The 16,224-nt window shown below is 70.9% G+C and carries 18 protein-coding genes and 1 pseudogene; 10 read left to right on the plus strand and 9 right to left on the minus strand.

The genetic code is table 11. The annotated features are described in order from the left end of the window. Window positions 1-2: 2 nt before the first annotated feature. Complete coding sequence (locus OHT76_RS04330; RefSeq protein WP_328869386.1) at window positions 3-833, plus strand: DeoR/GlpR family DNA-binding transcription regulator; 831 nt, start codon at window positions 3-5, stop codon at window positions 831-833. A 52-nt stretch (window positions 834-885) separates the two neighbouring features. After that, a complete protein-coding gene (locus OHT76_RS04335) occupies window positions 886-1,362 on the plus strand; it encodes an SRPBCC family protein (protein WP_328869387.1) in 477 nt (158 codons plus the stop codon). Window position 1,363: 1 nt separating this feature from the next. On the opposite strand, the gene OHT76_RS04340 is transcribed toward OHT76_RS04335, so the two are convergent. Continuing rightward, window positions 1,364-2,488, minus strand: a complete 1,125-nt coding sequence (locus tag OHT76_RS04340) for a PLP-dependent cysteine synthase family protein (RefSeq protein ID WP_328869388.1) — start codon at window positions 2,486-2,488, stop codon at window positions 1,364-1,366. Between the two features lie 317 nt (window positions 2,489-2,805). Between OHT76_RS04340 and OHT76_RS04345 the strand changes: the two genes are divergently transcribed. Together OHT76_RS04345 and OHT76_RS04350 are read left to right on the plus strand one after the other, a co-directional pair. Next, window positions 2,806-3,129 (plus strand): hypothetical protein, encoded by a 324-nt coding sequence (locus OHT76_RS04345; RefSeq protein WP_328869389.1) that lies wholly within the window; start codon window positions 2,806-2,808, stop codon window positions 3,127-3,129. Window positions 3,130-3,315: 186 nt separating this feature from the next. Next, window positions 3,316-3,855 (plus strand): ATP-binding protein, encoded by a 540-nt coding sequence (locus OHT76_RS04350; protein ID WP_328869390.1) that lies wholly within the window; start codon window positions 3,316-3,318, stop codon window positions 3,853-3,855. A 322-nt stretch (window positions 3,856-4,177) separates the two neighbouring features. Here OHT76_RS04350 and OHT76_RS04355 read toward each other — a convergent pair whose 3' ends face one another. From OHT76_RS04355 to OHT76_RS04365, 3 genes are read right to left on the minus strand one after another with little or no spacing between them, the layout of a single operon-like run. Continuing rightward, window positions 4,178-6,739 carry an ABC transporter permease gene (locus OHT76_RS04355; RefSeq protein WP_328869391.1) on the minus strand — a complete coding sequence of 854 codons (2,562 nt, stop codon included), beginning with the start codon at window positions 6,737-6,739 and terminating at the stop codon, window positions 4,178-4,180. After that, window positions 6,736-7,485: an ABC transporter ATP-binding protein gene (locus tag OHT76_RS04360; RefSeq protein ID WP_328869392.1), complete on the minus strand. Its 750-nt coding sequence runs from the start codon at window positions 7,483-7,485 to the stop codon at window positions 6,736-6,738. Before OHT76_RS04360 ends, OHT76_RS04355 begins: the two co-directional genes overlap by 4 nt. Next, window positions 7,482-7,763, minus strand: coding sequence for an SHOCT domain-containing protein (locus OHT76_RS04365; protein WP_328869393.1), 282 nt, complete (start codon window positions 7,761-7,763; stop codon window positions 7,482-7,484). Before OHT76_RS04365 ends, OHT76_RS04360 begins: the two co-directional genes overlap by 4 nt. Before the next feature lie 164 nt (window positions 7,764-7,927). Between OHT76_RS04365 and OHT76_RS04370 the strand changes: the two genes are divergently transcribed. The 4 genes and pseudogenes from OHT76_RS04370 (at window position 7,928) to OHT76_RS04385 (ending at window position 9,650) form a co-directional block, all read left to right on the plus strand. Then, window positions 7,928-8,503 (plus strand): TetR/AcrR family transcriptional regulator, encoded by a 576-nt coding sequence (locus tag OHT76_RS04370; RefSeq protein WP_328869394.1) that lies wholly within the window; start codon window positions 7,928-7,930, stop codon window positions 8,501-8,503. 8 nt (window positions 8,504-8,511) lie between these two features. After that, entirely contained in the window at window positions 8,512-9,078 is a 567-nt protein-coding gene (locus OHT76_RS04375; RefSeq protein ID WP_328869395.1) for a DUF4865 family protein, read from the plus strand. Next, window positions 9,075-9,303, plus strand: a pseudogene (locus OHT76_RS04380) (hypothetical protein); the annotation flags it as partial. The gene OHT76_RS04375 and the pseudogene OHT76_RS04380, both read left to right, overlap by 4 nt. Window positions 9,304-9,461: 158 nt before the next feature. Continuing rightward, complete coding sequence (locus OHT76_RS04385) at window positions 9,462-9,650, plus strand: DUF1272 domain-containing protein (protein WP_328869396.1); 189 nt, start codon at window positions 9,462-9,464, stop codon at window positions 9,648-9,650. An 11-nt stretch (window positions 9,651-9,661) separates the two neighbouring features. On the opposite strand, the gene OHT76_RS04390 is transcribed toward OHT76_RS04385, so the two are convergent. Continuing rightward, window positions 9,662-10,111, minus strand: coding sequence for a nuclear transport factor 2 family protein (locus tag OHT76_RS04390; RefSeq protein ID WP_328869397.1), 450 nt, complete (start codon window positions 10,109-10,111; stop codon window positions 9,662-9,664). Between the two features lie 85 nt (window positions 10,112-10,196). Further along, window positions 10,197-11,657, minus strand: coding sequence for a ketol-acid reductoisomerase (locus OHT76_RS04395; RefSeq protein ID WP_328869398.1), 1,461 nt, complete (start codon window positions 11,655-11,657; stop codon window positions 10,197-10,199). A gap of 83 nt (window positions 11,658-11,740) precedes the next feature. On the opposite strand from OHT76_RS04395, the gene ilvY reads away from it, so the two are divergent. Further along, window positions 11,741-12,619, plus strand: a complete 879-nt coding sequence (gene ilvY / locus OHT76_RS04400) for an HTH-type transcriptional activator IlvY (protein WP_328869399.1) — start codon at window positions 11,741-11,743, stop codon at window positions 12,617-12,619. Here the strand turns inward: ilvY and OHT76_RS04405 are convergent. After that, window positions 12,586-13,293, minus strand: coding sequence for an SDR family NAD(P)-dependent oxidoreductase (locus OHT76_RS04405; RefSeq protein WP_328869400.1), 708 nt, complete (start codon window positions 13,291-13,293; stop codon window positions 12,586-12,588). The genes ilvY and OHT76_RS04405 overlap by 34 nt on opposite strands. A gap of 103 nt (window positions 13,294-13,396) precedes the next feature. Between OHT76_RS04405 and OHT76_RS04410 the strand changes: the two genes are divergently transcribed. Beyond that, entirely contained in the window at window positions 13,397-14,236 is an 840-nt protein-coding gene (locus OHT76_RS04410; protein WP_328869401.1) for a helix-turn-helix domain-containing protein, read from the plus strand. Here OHT76_RS04410 and OHT76_RS04415 read toward each other — a convergent pair. Next, entirely contained in the window at window positions 14,222-15,466 is a 1,245-nt protein-coding gene (locus OHT76_RS04415) for an ROK family protein (protein WP_328869402.1), read from the minus strand. The two genes, OHT76_RS04410 and OHT76_RS04415, sit on opposite strands and share 15 nt — an antisense overlap. Window positions 15,467-15,502: 36 nt before the next feature. After that, entirely contained in the window at window positions 15,503-16,174 is a 672-nt protein-coding gene (locus OHT76_RS04420) for an alpha-ketoglutarate-dependent dioxygenase AlkB family protein (RefSeq protein WP_328869403.1), read from the minus strand. Window positions 16,175-16,224: the final 50 nt, after the last annotated feature.

Genomic DNA, 16,224 nt, shown 5'->3' on the forward strand with positions numbered 1-16,224 from the left:
ACGTGAGTGAGAATCAGAACCTCCTCGCGGAGCAGCGCCGCGCCCTGATCCTGGACGAGGTCCGGCGCCGCGGCGGGGTCCGGGTCAATGAGCTCACCCGCAAGCTCGGCGTGTCGGACATGACCGTGCGCCGCGACCTCGACGCGCTGGCCCGCCAGGGCGTGCTGGAGAAGGTGCATGGCGGCGCGGTCCCGGTGATGGAGGCGAGCACCCACGAGCCGGGCTTCGAGGCCAAGTCGGGCCTGGAGCTGACCGCCAAGGAGGACATCGCGCGGGCCGCGGCCGAGCTGGTGGCCCCGGGCGCGGCGATCGCACTGTCGGGCGGTACGACGACGTACGCCCTGGCCCATCAGCTGGTGGACGTGCCCGACCTCACCGTCGTCACCAACTCGGTGCGAGTGGCCGATGTCTTCCACGTCGCGCAGCGCACCTCGGGACCGCGCCAGGGCGCGGCCACCGTCGTACTGACCGGCGGCGTGCGCACCCCCTCCGACTCACTGGTCGGTCCGGTGGCCGACCAGGCCATCGCCGCGCTCCACTTCGATGTGCTGTTCCTCGGTGTCCACGGGATATCGGTGGAGGCCGGTCTGTCGACACCGAACCTCGCCGAGGCCGAGACCAACCGCCGTCTGGTGCAGTCGGCGCGCCGGGTCGTGGTGATCGCCGACCACACCAAGTGGGGTGTGGTGGGGCTGAGTTCGTTCGCGGCCCTGCACCAGGTGGACACGCTGGTGACGGACCGCGGATTGGCGGCCGAGGCGCGTGCGGAGGTGTCGGAGCATCTGCGGCGGCTGGTCGTCGCCGGTGAGCCCGAGGACACTACAGACAGCTGACGCACCGTCAGCTAGATTGACGCTTCCGGCCATTGCCAAGGGGGTTGCGTCCATGCTCCGCCGACTGCGGCACGAGGGACTCGACTTCGTCGAGACCGCTCCGGTACGGCTCGTCTTCGCCCGCGAGATCTCCGCCCCGCCCGACGCCGTCTTCCACGCCCTCGCCGAGGACGTGCCCGGCTGGGCGGAGTGGTTCTCGCCGGTCACACAAGCCGAGCCGGTCCAGGACACGCGGCCCGGACGCCGGATCCGCCTACGGGGAGGCATCCGCTTCCAGGAGACCGTCCTCGCGGCCGACAAGCCCGAGGTGTACGCCTACTGCGTCGACGCGACCAACGCGCCGGGCCCGCGCGCCCTGGTCGAGGAGTGGCGCCTGGCCCCGGCCGGGACGGGCACGCGCGTGCAGTGGACGTTCGCGGCGGACGGCTCGGCACCCTTCCGGATGGTGCTCAAGGCCGCGCGGCCCGGTCTGGGCCGAGCGTTCCGCGACGCCGTCAACGCGCTGGACCGACGGCTGGCGAAACACTGAGTCAGGAGGGCCAGACGCCCGTCTCCAGCAGCGACTCGATCGCCTCCGTGTACGGCTGGATGTCCAGTCCCTGCTCGGCGAGCCAGGCGTCCGAGTAGTACTTGTCGAGGTAACGGTCGCCCGGATCGCACAGCAGCGTCACCACGCTCCCCTGCCGCCCCTCGGCCACCATCTCAGCGACGATCTTCAGCGCGCTCCACAGCCCGGTACCCGTCGAGCCGCCCGCCTTACGGCCGATGGCCTTCTCCAGCGCCCGCACGGCGGCCACACTCGCCGCGTCCGGGACCTTCATCATGCGGTCGATCGCCCCGGGCACGAAGCTCGGTTCCATCCGAGGTCTGCCGATGCCCTCGATCCGCGAGCCGCAGTCGCAGGTGACGTCCGGATCGCCGGTGGTCCAGCCCTCGAAGAAACAGGAGTTCTCCGGATCGGCAACACAGATACGCGTGTCGTGCTGCGTGTAGTGGACGTACCGGGCGATGGTCGCCGACGTACCGCCGGTGCCGGCCGTGGCCACGATCCACGCGGGCACGGGATACCGCTCCAACTCCAGCTGGCGGAAGATCGATTCGGCGATGTTGTTGTTGCCGCGCCAGTCCGTGGCCCGTTCCGCGTAGGTGAACTGGTCCATGTAGTGGCCGCCGGTCTCCACCGCGAGACGGGCCGACTCCTCGTACATCGTGCGCGGATCGTCCACGAAATGGCACTGCCCGCCGTGGAACTCGATCAGACGGATCTTCTCGGCACTCGTCGTGCGCGGCATGACCGCGATGAAGGGCACGCCGATCAACTTCGCGAAGTACGCCTCGGACACCGCAGTCGAACCACTGGACGCCTCGATCACCGGACGGCCCGGCCGGATCCAGCCATTGCACAGACCGTAGAGGAAGAGCGAGCGGGCCAGACGGTGCTTGAGGCTCCCTGTCGGGTGGGTCGACTCGTCCTTCAGGTACAGGTCGATGCCCCACTTCTCCGGCAGCGGGAAGCGGAGCAAATGCGTATCCGCCGAGCGGTTCGCATCGGCCTGAACTTTGCGGACGGCCTCTTTCAGCCAGGTCCGATAGACGACGTCGGTGTGGTCGACATCGAGGGTTTCGCCGGTCCGGGTCTGCTGGGGGGTGCTCACGGCGGGCTCCTTACGCTTCGCGCCGACGGCGCCGCGCGCGGCCGACGCCCCGATCATAGACACCTTCCGCACGCTTCTCACCTGCATAAACACACCTTTGGGAACCTCAAAGACCACCCTGGGGACAGCCGGGTGGGGGCGCATTCACGTGAGTGCTCCGGGCCCTGCTCCCCCACCTCGCCGTACGCACTGGTGCTCCACGCCGGGTGCGGGCAGACTGCACCGAGGGCGCACACTGGATCACGAACACGCGCCGGACCTCGCCCACGCAGGCCCATCGGTCCGGCGGACCGACACGCACAAGGGGGCGGGGCGGCATGGCGGAGCCGGAGTTCACGGCCACGGGCGTGCGGATCGGGAAGCGGCTGCGCTCGCTCACCCGGGCCGGACAGGTCCGGATCAGCGGCGGCCGGCTTGAGTTGCTCACCAGCTACGGCAGCGAGATCGACAGCGCGCCGGTGCAGGCGGTACGGGCGTCCAAGCCCTGGTTCGCAGCGGACGACCGGGCACTGGCGGACCTCAACGGCAAGCGGTACCTGCTGACCCTGGGCGACCACGACCCGGCGCCCGGCGAGCCCGGTCCGCCCGCGGCACGCCGGTTCATAGAGGCGGTACGGAAGGCAGCGGGGCGTAACCGCTGACGTACGGCGAGTTGCGGTACCGCACCCCCTGCGTCACGCTGGTCTCACGTCACTTAGGGTTTACCGGCGATAACGCTGCGAACCAGCCCGCCGGCCACGACAGCAGGCGGCCGTTGTACGCAGGCACCCTGCTGGATCGATCCGAATCCCGTGTTCTTCCGGACCTCAAGTCGGGGAGTCGCAGCCGTGATCAGTCACCCAAGCAGGCACTGCACGGTGGAGCTCCAAGCCCTGCCGTCGCGGATCGGCCAGGTCCGCAGAATCGTATCGGCGCAGTTGCGCTACTGGCATCTGGATCCCCTGATAGACCGGGCGGCGCTCGGTGTGACAGAGCTGTTGACCAACGTCCACCAGCACGCACAGCCCGACAAGACGTGCACCGTGGAGATCGAGCTGCTGCTCGACCGGCTCATGGTCTCCGTGCACGACCACGACCCGCGTCTGCCGGTCGTGGAGGACATCGATGCCGTCGCACCGCTCGCCACCTGCGGGCGGGGGCTGGCGATGGTGGCCGCGGTCAGCGACAGCTGGGGCGTACGGCCGGACGGCGAGTCGGGCAAGGCCGTGTGGTTCACGCTGCCTACGCCGGCGTCGGCGCGAGCGGCGGCGCGTCCGCTACGACGGGCCGTGCTGGACAAGCCCGCCCACCGGTTCACGGATGTCGGGCCGCGTGTCGACCTGCGTCGGCCCGAGCATGCTCCCGCCCGATCGGCCGTTGTCGGCTGATCGGGCGGTGAGAGGTTTTGCCGGTGAGAGGTTTTGCCGGTGAGAGGTTTTGCCGGTGAGAGGTTTTGCCGGCGGTGAGAAGTTTTGGCTGACCGTGTGAAGTTTGGCTGACGGTGAGGGGTTTTGCGTGCCGTCAGCCACTTTGGGTCGGTCGCCTTCGGGGCGCTTTTTGCCGGTGTCGAGAAGGCGATCGTGCTCAGCCCTTCGGGCCTCCGCGCTCCCCCAGAGGGGGTACCCCCAGCCTTCTCGACACCGGCGCGCCCCTGCGGCTCCCTCCCGGCCGGTGGCCGGGATATCGGCGCCCTTGGTTGGCTTCTTGGCCTTACTCCGTGGCTATTGCTCGCAGTACGTCCAGTCGTGCCGCTCGCCTTGCCGGGCGTAGGCCTGCCAGGGCACCTGCCGTGACTCCTACCAAAGCCACTATGGCCAGTTGGAGTGGTGGCATGGCGAAGGCGAAGGCGCTGTCGCTTGCTCCGTCCGAGGCCTTGACCAGGACCCAGCCCAGGAAGGCGCCTAGGGCCAGGCCGCCTGTTGTGCCGAAGGCGGCCACGAGGACCGACTCCCAGCGGACCATGGCGCGCAGTTGGGAGCGGGTCTGGCCTACGGCCCTCAGCAGGCCCAGTTCGCGGGTGCGTTCGTGGATCGCCAGGGTGAGAGTGTTGGCGATTCCGAGCAGTGCGATGAGGACCGCGAGGGCCAGGAGCGCGTAGACCAGGGTCAGCATCATGTCGATGGCGCCTGCCGAGGACTGCGCGTACTCGTCCCGGGTCTGGACGTCTGGGTTGCCGTAGTCGGCCGCTACCTTCTCTACGGCCGTCTTGCCCGCGTCCTTGCTCACGCCGTCCGCGAACGAGACGGCCACGAGCGTGTCGGCGTCCTGGGTGCGGTGTGGGGCCCAGGCAGCGCGGGTGATGACGTAGTCACCGGCCAGTTCGGACTGTCCGTAGACCGCTCGGACGGTGAAGGTCTCGGTGCGGCCGTCGGTGAAGGTCAGGCGGGTTGTGTCGCCCGTGGTCAGGTGCTGTTTGTCGGCCTCGTTCTCGGTGATGGCGATGCCGTCCGTGCCCAGGTCGCGCAGTGAGCCGCGGATCTCGCCGAGGTCGAAGGTGCGTTCCAGGGCCATCGGGTCGGTGACGGTCAGCGCGCGTCCCTTCCCGTCGACTTCCGCCACTCCCCGGCCGAGCCCTACCGCGGTGTCCACCTCGGGCAGTTGCTGCACCGCGTCGGCGAGGCGAGGGCTCAATCCGCTGCCGCCCGCGCCGAACGAGGGCGCGCTGACGGCTACGTCGCCCGCGAAGGAGCGGGAGACGGTCTGGTCCATGGTCGCCTTCAAGGAAGCCCCGAACACCGTGAACAGCGACACCACGGCCACGCCGATCATCAGGGCGCTGGCGGTGGCGGCCGTTCGCTTCGGGCTGCGCAGGGCGTTGCGGCGGGCCAGGCCGCCGGTGACTCCGCGCAGTCGGCCGAGGGGGCCGCCGAGGATCCGGATCGCCGTGGTGGAGGCGACCGGGCCGAGGACTACGAAGGCGGTGAGGGCGAGGATGGCGCCTATGCCCGCCAGCCAGATGTTCGGCGACAGCAGGACGCCGTTGAGGGTGACTCCGATCGCCAGGGCCGCCAGGCCCAGGCTGGTGACCGCGCGGACTCGGGAGGCTCCGGAGGTGTCGACGGCCGTCTCGCGCAGGGCGGCCAGGGGTGCGGTGCGGCCTGCTCGGACGGCGGGCAGGAGCGCGGAGCCGAGGCAGACCACTACGCCGACCGCGAGCGGCAGTGCCATCGAGACTCCGCTGATCACCAAGTCGCCCTCGGGGAACGGGAATCCGATCGCCGGGAAGAGTGCCTGGAGTCCGGCCGCGATGCCGATGCCGCCGGCCAGGCCCGCCAGAGATGCGGTGACGGCGACGGCGGTCGCCTCGACGAGGGTCGATGCCGTGACCTGGCGGCGGGAGGCGCCGAGGGCGCGCAACAGGGCGTTCTCGCGGGTGCGTTGGGCGACGACGATGGCGAAGGTGTTGTGGATGGAGAAGGTCGCTACGAGCAGGGCGACGCCGGAGAAGACCAGGAGGAAGGTGGTGAAGACGGTCAGGAACTGGCCGGAGATCATGTCGGTGTTCTCCTCGGCCGACTCCTGACCCGTGATGGCCTCAACTCCCTGCGGCAGGGCGGGAGTCAGCCGGTCCACCAGTTCCTGCTGACTTACGTCGGGTCCGGCCCGGACGAGAATGGTCGCTGCCTCTCCGGGGCGGGCGGTGAGGTATTTCTCGGCGTCGGCGCGGGTCATGCCGGTGTAGGTCACCTGCGCCATGCCTTCCTCGCCGCCGAAGGTCGCGAGGCCGACGATGGCGACCTCGACCGGGTCGGGCGTGCGCAGGGTGGTCGTGTCGCCGATGTTCAGGTCGCCGCGCTCGGCGGTCCCCCGGTTGACGACCACCTCGCCGGACTTCTGCGGGGCACGGCCCTCGGCGAGTTGGTACGGGTTGAGCTTCGGGTCGGTGATCCAGTTACCGGCGAGGGTGGGCGGGCCCTGGCCGCCGATGGGGTCGCCGTCGCGGCCGATGAGCTGGCCCGCGCCCTCGATGTCGGGCTCTGCGGCGGCCACGCCCGGGACCTGTTCGAGGGTGTCGGCGAGGTCGGTGGCGACCGGTTCCCGTACGCCCTCGCTCTCGCCCGGTGTGGTGATGGCGTCGGCGCTGCGGACGACGGCGTCCGTGCCGCTGGTGGCGTTGCCGAACATGGTGTCGAAGCTGGCGCGCAGGGTGTCGCCCATGACGAGCGTTCCGGCCAGGAAGGCGACGCCCAGGAACACCGCGACGAACGTACCGGCGAAGCGGCGCTTGTGGCTGCGCAGGGAGGACGCGCTGAGGCGGACGGAGGCGTTCATGAGGGCACCTCGAAGGCTTTCATGCGGTCCAGGACCTTGTCGGCGGTGGGCGCGGTCATACGGTCGACCAGGCGTCCGTCGGCGAGGAAGACGACCTCGTCGGCGTGGGCGGCGGCGACCGGGTCGTGGGTGACCATGACGACCGTGCGCTGCGTTTCGCGTGCCGCGCGGCCGAGCAGGCCGAGGACCTCGCCGCCGGAGCGGGAGTCGAGGTTGCCGGTCGGTTCGTCGGCGAAGACGATGTCGGGGCGGCCGGCGAACGCCCGGGCCACGGCGACGCGTTGCTGTTGTCCGCCGGAGAGCTCGGCGGGCCGGTGGTGGAGCCGGTCGCGCAGGCCGACGACGTCGATCAGCGCGTCGATCCACTCCGGGTCGCCCTTGCCGCCCGCGAGGTCCAGCGGCAGCGTGATGTTCTCCGCGACGGTGAGCGTCGGCACCAGGTTGTACGCCTGGAACACAAAGCCGACGCGGTCGCGGCGCAGCAGGGTCAGGCGCCGGTCGTCGAGGGTGCCCAGCTCGGTGTCGCCGATGTGGGCGGCGCCCGAGGTGAGGGTGTCGAGACCGGCGGCGCAGTGCATCAAGGTGGACTTGCCGGAGCCCGAGGGGCCCATGATCGCGGTGAAGCGACCGGCCGGGAAGTCGACGCTCACCCCGTCCAGGGCCCGGACCGCGGTGTCGCCGCTGCCGTAGACCTTGACGGCGTCGACGACCCGGGCGGCCGTGCGTGCGAGGGTTGTGGCGGTCATGCCGCACCGCCCTTGCCCGTACGGCCGAACTGCTCGTCCAGGACGGACAGCCGGCGCCAGTACTCGTCCTCGTCGATCTCGCCGGAGGCGAAGCGGTGGCCGAGGACGGTGATGGGTGAGTGGTCGTCGACGGAGGGCCTGCGGGGGCCGCCTCGGCCGCGCCAGACGGTGCGACGCAGGAACGTGATGCCGCCGATGACCACAGCAGCCCAGATGAGCGGGAAGAACAGGATCCAGGGGCCGGGGCCGCCGTCCGCGAAGTGCGCCAGGGTCTGCATCTCTAGTCATCTCCCGAGTCGGTACGGATGGGTCTTTCGGTGATGTCTCGAGACTCCCGCCGGGGAGGGGGTCGGGTCGTCGTACGGGCAGCGGCAGTGCGCGTACCTCGCGGGGAGTAGGTGAGGGGTTGGCCGCTGCTCCCTGGATTCCTGTAACTACTAGTATGTACAGTGAGCGTATGAGCACCCCAGAGCGACTGATCGAGGCCACGCGTGAGCTGCTGTGGGAGCGCGGCTACGTCGGTACGAGCCCCAAGGCGATCCTCGAGCGCTCCGGCGCCGGGCAGGGCAGCATGTACCACCACTTCAAGGGCAAGTCCGACCTCGCCCTGGCCGCGATCCGGCGGTCCGCCGAGGAGATGCGGGCTACGGCGGAGGGAGTACTCGGTTCGCCCGGGACGCCGTACGAGCGCATCGAGGCCTACCTGCGGCGCGAGCGTGATGTGCTGCGCGGCTGTCCGGTCGGGCGGCTGACCATGGACCCGGAGATCGTCGCCAGTGACGAGCTGCGCGCCCCGGTCGACGAGACCCTCGACTGGCTGCGCGAACGCCTCGCCGGGATCGTCGAGGAGGGCAAGGAACAGGGGCAGTTCGCGCCCGGTCTGGACGGCGAGGAGATCGCGGCGGCGATCGTGGCGACCGTCCAGGGCGGCTATGTCCTGGCCCGCGCGTCGGGGTCACCGGCCGCCTTCGACACCGGGGTCCGGGGGTTGCTCGCCCTGCTCCGTCCTGCCGACTAGGGGGTTTTGTGCACGCCATGCAGTACGAGATCACGCTGCCCGCCGACTACGACATGGGCGTCATCCGACGGCGTGTTGCCGACCGGGGGCATCTGCTCGACCGATGGGAGGGGCTCGGTCTGAAGGCCTACCTGATGCGGGAGCGCGGGGTGCACGGCTCGATGGTCAGTCAGTACGCGCCGTTCTACCTCTGGAACACCGTGGAGGGCATGAACTCCTTTCTGTGGGAGGGGGGTTTCCAGGGGATCTGCGACGACTTCGGGCGGCCTTCGGTGCGCGGGTGGACCGGGCTGGCGTATGAGGAGGGCGGCGGCTCCCGCGCGTGTGCGGCGGTTCGGCGGCGGCAACCGGTGCCGGACGGGGTGCCGTTGGCCGAGGTCGTCGAGGATGCGGTGAGCGAGGTACGGCGGCTCGCGGCGCAGGAGGGCGTGGTGCTGGCGGCGGCCGGTGTGGACACCGGGGCCTGGGAGTTCGTGCACTTCTCGCTGTGGGAGCAGGAAGCGCCCACAGCTGAGGGGGACTTGTTCGAGGTATTGCATCTGTCGACGCCCGAGCGGGATCGTCTGGCGCGGTGAGCGTCGTGCGGGCCGTGCTCGGGGATGTGGCGCCCGAGCGGCTCGGGGGTGTGCGAGGCGCACGAACATCTGTTCCTCAGCAGTCCCCGGCTGCCCGGGGAGGTCTGCGTCGGCGAACTCACCGCGGGCATCGGCACATCAGGGGTCCGGGCAGGGCTGGTGAAGGTCGCCGGTGGCGACCTTCTGTGCGGGGAGTTGGAGGTGCCGCCGCGGGTGATCCCTGGTCCGGGGGATGCTCGTCGAGAATCCGGCGCGGGCCTTCGTCGTCGACTGGTCTTGAGCGTGGCCCGATCGTGTTGATCTTTGTCCCGCCGAACACTTTCGGCCACGCCTGGCGCGCGGAGGATGGAAGGCGACAGACGAAGCCGAGGAAAGGCGCGAACATGGCCCTGGAAATGCGCGACCGCTGCGAGCGCTGTGAGACGGCGGCTCTGCCCGCCGACGGGCCCGCCCGCATCTGCTCCTACGAGTGCACCTTCTGCGTGCCGTGCGGCGAGGCCATGCGGGATGTGTGCCCCAACTGCGGTGGCGAACTGGTCCCGAGGCCCCGCCGCGCAGCTCCCTCGGCGTAGGGCCGTCGATCTCAGTCTGTCGGGGTTGGCACAGCGCAGGCATCGGCGATGGCTCGCGTGTCCCAGTAGAACGGACGGACTTCGCTGATCCGCCCGTCCTTGACCGTGATCGCTTGCAGAATCGGGAAGTTGAGTTCGCGGCCGGTCGCGCGAGCGCGAGCATGGACCTGTGTGAGCACGACCGCAGTCTCGCCCGTGGCAAGAAACTCCTGCTCCACCATGTCGAACGACTCCCACACCTCTCCCATTCTGAGGAAGAACTGCGTCATGCCGTCGTGCCCGCGCCAAGTGCCTCCATAGGGCAGAGCATCTGCTTGATGCAGTTCGACATCCGGCGCAAAGAAGGGGGCGAGCAGGTCGAACGAAGCCTCGCCAGGGCCTCCTGCCGCCAGGTACTCCGCCTCAGCCGCATACATACCGTTGAGAACGGTCGCTGACTCCGTAGTGGATGACATCGTCATGCCACCAGCATGAGCACCACAGCAGGCCCTCGCTGGCGGCCATCAGACGTCGTTGTGCTGCGCGGTCGGCAGGTCCGCAGCACGCCTAGCCCACCGCAATGTCCACGGCCGGCCTGAGCTTCGCTGCCGCGGCCAGGGCCTGATGGACGGGGTGGGTGTCGAAGGTCGTCAACAGGGCGGGGTCCGCCGGGTGTTGAGAGGCCGGGTAGGCGATCTGTTCGTATGCCGACTGGAAGCGCGGGCCCCAGCGGCGGGCGCCGAGGCGGGCCGTGCGGGAGCAGTTGTCGACCATGTGGGCGACGTCCCGTGCGTGCATGTAGGGCAGCAGGGAGTCGACGGCCTCGATGACCGACTCGTTGACGATCTCCGACCAAGGGTGACCGCGTTCGGCGAATTCGTCGATCTGGGCCAGCATCGTGGCGACGAACACCCCCGCAGTGAACGGCTCGACAGGCAGCGGGTGTTCGGCTCTGCGGGCGCGCACCTGGTCGCCGTACGACCACATCGGTGCGCCGCCGATCTCGCTCATCGGGCGTGAGCCCAGGCGTCGTTCGGCCAGGATGACGCTGCGCAGTTCGGTGCCGTCGGCGACTTCGTCGTAGATCTCGGCGATGATTTCGCGCGCGGGGGCATAGGTCGCTGTGTACGCGCGGTCGAAGATTTCCCGCCCGTCGGCGTCCAAGTCCTCGCGCACCGCCCGCAGTCCGGCGCGCGAGATCGTGCGGGCGATCGGGCCGGTCACGTTCTCGCAGGACTTCTCGTACGCGCTCACCTCGTCGTCCCCGGCCAGCCGGAAGCGCGTGAACAGGCTCTCCACCATGCCGTGCACGGCGCCGAGCAGGATCGCGCGTTCACCGACGATGTCGGAGAGGTACTCGCTGTCGAGGGTGGTGCGGAAGGTGTACGGCGAGCCGAGCGCCACCGACCAGCCGAGCGCGAGGTCGACAGCGCGGCCGTCGGGGTCGGCGTGTACGGCGAAGCTGCTGTTGATTCCGGCGCCGTTGATCTCGGCGCCCTGCTGGTAGAGGCGGCGCACCGAGTCGCCCATGCCCTTGGGGCAGACGGCGATGACCGGGTGTCCGGCGGGGAAGTCGCCGCCTGTTTCCCGCAGATGGCCGAGGAGGAAGCCGTGGGAGAGGCCGATGGCGGCGCCCGGCTTCAGGGCCGCGAAGATCTCCGGGTGGTGGGTGGCGAGTGCGGCGTCCGCGATGAGCAGGATCACCAGGTCGCTGTCGGCTGCCACCGCGAGCCAGTCGCCGAGGGTGCCGTCGTCCTCGGTGAAGCCGTGGGCGCGGGCGTCGGTGGCCGAGCGGGAGCCGGGGCGCAGGCCGACGGTCACGCGAATGTCCGTGCCGGATAGGGAGTCGCGCAGGTTGAGAGCCTGGGCGCGGCCCTGGGGGCCCCAGCCGATGACGCCGATCCGGTCGACGCCCGCGAGGGCCTGCGGCAGGAGCGGGAAGAGGTGTCTGCCGCCGCGCAGGACGGTCTCGGTGCCGCCGGGCACGTCCATCGTTTCGAGGGGGAAGACGCGGGAGGTGTAGGTCATGGTCGAGTTGTAGGCTCCGCCCGAGCGTTGCGGCAAGCGCAACTTCTGCAGCGCGGTGTTGCGGATAGCGAAAGGCGCAGGTCATGCGGGACGATCACCGGGAGCTGCGGCTCTTCCTTCACCTCGCGCAGACCCTGAACTTCGGGCGGACCAGCCTCGACTGCCATGTCAGCCCGGCGACGCTGACCCGGACGGTGCAGCGCCTGGAGGCCGATCTCGGGCATCGGCTCTTCGACCGGGGCCCGCGCGGCGTCTCGCTCACCGCCGAGGGGCACCGCTTCCGGGAGTACGCCGTCCAGGCGCTGGAGTTGTGGCGCGCCTACCGCGAGGAGCATCCCGACCCGGCCGAACTCACCGGCCGCGTCGCCCTGTTCGCCACCGTGACGGCCTGCCAGGCCCTGCTGCCCGACCTGTTGGCGCCGTTCCGGGCCGCCCATCCCCAGGTACGGCTGGATCTGCGCACCGGTGACGCGGGGGCGGCGCTGGCCCGGCTGGACGAGGGTGAGGTCGACGTGGCCGTCGCGGGGATCCCGGCGCGGTTGCCTGAGGCGCTGGTGAGCCGGACGGTCGCGGTCACCGAACTGGCCTTCGTCACCGCCCGGGACCGACCGGATCCCGGGCTCGACGGCCCGTTCGTGCTCCCCCACCGCGGGCTCGTCCGGGAGGCCGCCGACCGCTGGTTCCGGGCCCGGGGCACGGTGCCCGACGTCGCCTGCGAGCCGGACGGCCACGAGGGCCTGCTGACGCTGGTCGCGCTGGGCTGCGGCACGGGCGTGGTCCCCCGCCTCGTACTGGAGCACAGCGCGGTCCGCGACCGGCTGTCTGTCCTCCCCACCGATCCGCCGCCGGAGGACTTCCCGATCGGGCTGTGCGTACGGCGGGCGGATCTGCGGCGGCCGTTGGTGGCGGCGCTGTGGAGCCTCACGGCCTACCAGGGCAGCGGGCCGTCCGCGGAGAAGTAGCCGCCGGTCGGGCCGTCCGCCCTCAGCTGGGCCGCCCTGACGATGATCTCGGCGCCCTGCTCGACGGTCTGGGTGCCCGTGCGCCCGTTGAGGTCCGTAGCGGTGAAGCCGGGCTCGACGGCGTTGATCCGCATCTCGGGGAACGCCTTCGCGTACTGCACGGTGATCATGTTGATGGCCGTCTTCGAGGCCGGGTAGGCCACGCCCGGATAGAAGTGCGACGGTGAGGCCGGGTCGGACAGCAGGGACAGGGAGGCCAGGCCGCTGCTGAGGTTGACCACGACCGGCGCGGCCGAGCGCTGGAGCAGCGGCAGGAAGGCATGTGTGACGCGGACGACGCCGAAGACGTTCGTCTCGAACACCTTCCGCAGCTCTTCGGCCGTGGTGTCCGCCGCGCCGATGACGCTGTTGTTCTCGCCCCTCCCCTCGATGCCCGCGTTGTTGATCAGGACGTCGAGTCCGCCTTCGGCCTCGATGGTCTTGGCCGCCGCCGCGACGGACGCGTCGTCGGTGACGTCGAGCTGGACGAACCGTGCGCCCAGTTCTTCGGCCGCCCGGCGTCCGCGCTCCTCGTCGCGGCTGCCGATGTAGACGGTGTGGCCTGCTGCGACGAGTCGGCGGGCGGTCTCGAAGCCCAGGCCCTTGTTCGCTCCGGTGATGAGTGTGGTGGTCATGCCCTCAAGACTCCGGCGCGGCGGCGCGGACAGCCAGCCGTCCCCTCTTCCTGGGACTGGCGGTACCAGGCAGCCGTTCCGCGGACGGTGTTCACTGGAGGGCATGACGGCAACGGAGTTCGGGCAGGCGCTGCGGCGCTGGCGGGACCGTGTCGCGCCGGGTACGGCCGGGCTGCCGGTCGGCGGACAGCGGCGGGCGGCAGGGCTGCGCCGGGAGGAGCTGGCGCTGCTCGCGGGGATCTCCGTGGACTATGTGACCCGCCTCGAACAGGGCCGGGCCGTCAATCCTTCGGCGCAGGTCGTGGAGGCGCTCGCGCGGGCGCTGCGGCTGTCGGCGCAGGAGCGGGCGTATCTGTTCCGGCTGGCCGGTCTTGTGCCGCCGGGGCCCGAGACGGTGCCCGCGTATCTCACGCCCAGCGTCCAGCGGCTGCTGGACCGGCTCGTCGGCGTTCCCGTGGGGGTCTACGACGCCGCGTGGACCCTGCTGCTGGCGAACCCGCTGTATGCGGCGCTGATGGGCGATCCGTCGGGCCGGCGGGGGTTCGAACGCAACGGTGTGTGGCGCAACTTCCTCGGCTCGGGAAGCCGGGTGCGGCAGACGCCCGAGGAGCGGCGGGAGTTCGAGGCCCTGCTGGTCGCCGATCTGCGGACGACGGTGGCCCGGTATCCGGCGGACCGCCAACTGCGGCGGCTGGTCAACGAGTTGCGCGCGCACAGCGAGCGGTTCGCCGAGCTGTGGGACACGGGCGTGGTGGGGACGAACCCCGGCGGGCACAAGACGATCGAGCATCCGCAGGTGGGCCCCTTGACCCTGGACTGCGACATCCTCGCGGTGACGGGCAGCGATCTGCGGATCATGGTCTATACGGCCGAGCCCGGCACCGAGGACGCCGAAAGGCTCGCGCTGCTCGATGTCGTCGGCACCCAGTCACTGGTGGGTTAGTGCCCCCAGCGGATCGTCCAGCACCGGCTGCCAGGCCAGCTCGGCGGCGCCCACCAGGCTGTTGTGGTCGAGTGTGCAGGCCAGGATGGGGACGCCGCCGCTCTGCCCCCACAGGCTGCGGTCGGCGACCACCGCGCGCAGCCGGCCCGGGTCGGCGTCCAGGAGGGTCCGGTGCAGGCCGCCGAGGATGATGCGGTCGGGGTTGAGGATGTTCACCAGGCCTGCCAGTCCGAGGCCGAGGCGGTCGATCAGTTCCTCGGTGGCCGTGCGGACGGTCCGGTCGTCGTAGTGCTGCCGGATCAGGTCGTTGGCCTGTTGCAGCAGCGAGACCTCGGGGCCCGGGTCGCGGCCTGCCGCGGTGAGCAGGGCCAGCGGATCCGCCTCGACGTCCAGGCAGCCTCGGCTGCCGCAGTGGCAGGGGCGGCCCTCGGGGTTCACGGTGAGGTGGCCGACCTCCAGGGCGAGCCCCGAACTGCCGGTGTGCAGCCGCCCGTCGAGCACCAGCGCGCCGCCGACGCCCCGGTGTCCGGTGGCCACGCACAGCAGATCCCGGGCGCCGCGGCCCGCGCCGTGCCGGTGCTCGGCGAGCGCGGCGAGGTTGACGTCGTTGCCCGCGAACGCCGGGCCGGTGAGCCCGGCGGCGCGTACGCACTCCGCGAAGATCCGGCGGACGGGCGCGCCCACGGGCCAGGCCAGATGCAACGGGTTCAGGGCCAGACCGTCCGGTTCGGCCACCGCGGACGGCACGGCGAGCCCGGCGCCCACGCAGCGCCGTCCTGTCGTACGCAGCAGATCCGCGCCCGCCTCCACGACGGACCCGAGGACCTTCGCCGGGTCGGCGTCGACGGTCTCGCAGCCCGGCGCGGTGGCGACGATCCGCCCGCCGAGGCCCACCAGCGCGGCGCGGAATCCGTCGGCGTGCACCTGGGCGGCGAGGACGACGGGGCCGTCCTCGGCGACTTCGAGACGGTGCGAGGGGCGGCCCTGGGATCCGGCCGCCGCGCCGGGCCTCGCGTCGACCCGGATCAGCCCGAGCGCCTCCAGTTCGGCGGCGACCGCGCCGGCCGTGGCCCGGGTCACGCCGAGCTCCGCGGTGAGCACGGCCCGGGTGGGGGCGCGTCCGGTGTGCACGAGCTCCAGCGCGGGCCCGAGCGCACCGCGTCCCCGGTCCAACCGCGTCCTTGAGGTGGTCCCTTCCCCCGCCGGCCGGGGGTCAGCCTTGCCGCTCATGAGGGCGAGTCTCCCATGATCCGTTGCAGCTCATGCCTACAGGCCGCTCACTCTGAGCGTGATGTTCAACCGCCCGCTCAGCCCCAACTCGGGCGGCGCCGTGCCCGGGTACACCTTGGGCACCCCGTGATACGCGAGCCGCGACGGTCCCCCGAACACGAACAGATCCCCGCTGCGCAGCTCAACATCCGTGTACGGGCGGGCCCGGGTCTCGGTGTTGCCGAAGCGGAAGACACAGGTGTCGCCGAGGCTCAGGGAGACGACCGGAGCGTCCGATTTCTCGTCGCTGTCGCGGTGCATGCCCATGCGGGCGTCGCTGTCGTAGAAGTTGATCAGTGCGATGTCGTACGGCGCTGTCTCCGCGCTCGGGGCGATGTCGTACGGCGCCGGCCCCTCCCCCAGCGCGTCCCGCACCGCCTCCCGGCCCAGCTCCCCCAGCCAGTCCGGGAAGGGCTTCACCGGGGCGCCGTCGCCGTCGACGACCGTGCGGGCGTAGCCGTACGGATACCAGTGCCGGCCCAGACAGACCTGCCGCGCGGTCATGGTGCCGCCGCCCGGGGTGCGGACCGTGCGCAGTCCGGCGGGTGGGCGGGCCCAGTCCCGGCAGGCCGCGAGCAGCTCGCGCTGCCGGTGCGCGTCCAGCCAGTCCGGTATGTGCACCGCGCCCGGCGCGACCGTGGTGCGGGCCCTGGGGAACAGCTCGTCCATCTCTCCATCGTGCCCTGAGCTGCGGCTCGGCTAGCCTGGTCGCACGATGA

Origin of the sequence: Streptomyces sp. NBC_00287 (genome assembly GCF_036173105.1) — a bacterium.
GTDB lineage: Bacteria > Actinomycetota > Actinomycetes > Streptomycetales > Streptomycetaceae > Streptomyces.

What these genes read in the sequence shown, in the direction of transcription:
- OHT76_RS04415 (WP_328869402.1), bottom strand. Translation starts at nt 15,466, where the DNA reads ATGAGCGGCAAGGCTGACCCCCGGCCGGCGGGGGAAGGGACCACCTCA.
- OHT76_RS04395 (WP_328869398.1), bottom strand. Translation starts at nt 11,657, where the DNA reads ATGACCTACACCTCCCGCGTCTTCCCCCTCGAAACGATGGACGTGCCC.
- OHT76_RS04390 (WP_328869397.1), bottom strand. Translation starts at nt 10,111, where the DNA reads ATGACGATGTCATCCACTACGGAGTCAGCGACCGTTCTCAACGGTATG.
- OHT76_RS04370 (WP_328869394.1), top strand. Translation starts at nt 7,928, where the DNA reads ATGTACAGTGAGCGTATGAGCACCCCAGAGCGACTGATCGAGGCCACG.
- OHT76_RS04335 (WP_328869387.1), top strand. Translation starts at nt 886, where the DNA reads ATGCTCCGCCGACTGCGGCACGAGGGACTCGACTTCGTCGAGACCGCT.
- OHT76_RS04405 (WP_328869400.1), bottom strand. Translation starts at nt 13,293, where the DNA reads ATGACCACCACACTCATCACCGGAGCGAACAAGGGCCTGGGCTTCGAG.
- OHT76_RS04360 (WP_328869392.1), bottom strand. Translation starts at nt 7,485, where the DNA reads ATGACCGCCACAACCCTCGCACGCACGGCCGCCCGGGTCGTCGACGCC.
- ilvY (WP_328869399.1), top strand. Translation starts at nt 11,741, where the DNA reads ATGCGGGACGATCACCGGGAGCTGCGGCTCTTCCTTCACCTCGCGCAG.
- OHT76_RS04355 (WP_328869391.1), bottom strand. Translation starts at nt 6,739, where the DNA reads ATGAACGCCTCCGTCCGCCTCAGCGCGTCCTCCCTGCGCAGCCACAAG.
- OHT76_RS04345 (WP_328869389.1), top strand. Translation starts at nt 2,806, where the DNA reads ATGGCGGAGCCGGAGTTCACGGCCACGGGCGTGCGGATCGGGAAGCGG.
- OHT76_RS04420 (WP_328869403.1), bottom strand. Translation starts at nt 16,174, where the DNA reads ATGGACGAGCTGTTCCCCAGGGCCCGCACCACGGTCGCGCCGGGCGCG.
- OHT76_RS04385 (WP_328869396.1), top strand. Translation starts at nt 9,462, where the DNA reads ATGGCCCTGGAAATGCGCGACCGCTGCGAGCGCTGTGAGACGGCGGCT.
- OHT76_RS04410 (WP_328869401.1), top strand. Translation starts at nt 13,397, where the DNA reads ATGACGGCAACGGAGTTCGGGCAGGCGCTGCGGCGCTGGCGGGACCGT.
- OHT76_RS04365 (WP_328869393.1), bottom strand. Translation starts at nt 7,763, where the DNA reads ATGCAGACCCTGGCGCACTTCGCGGACGGCGGCCCCGGCCCCTGGATC.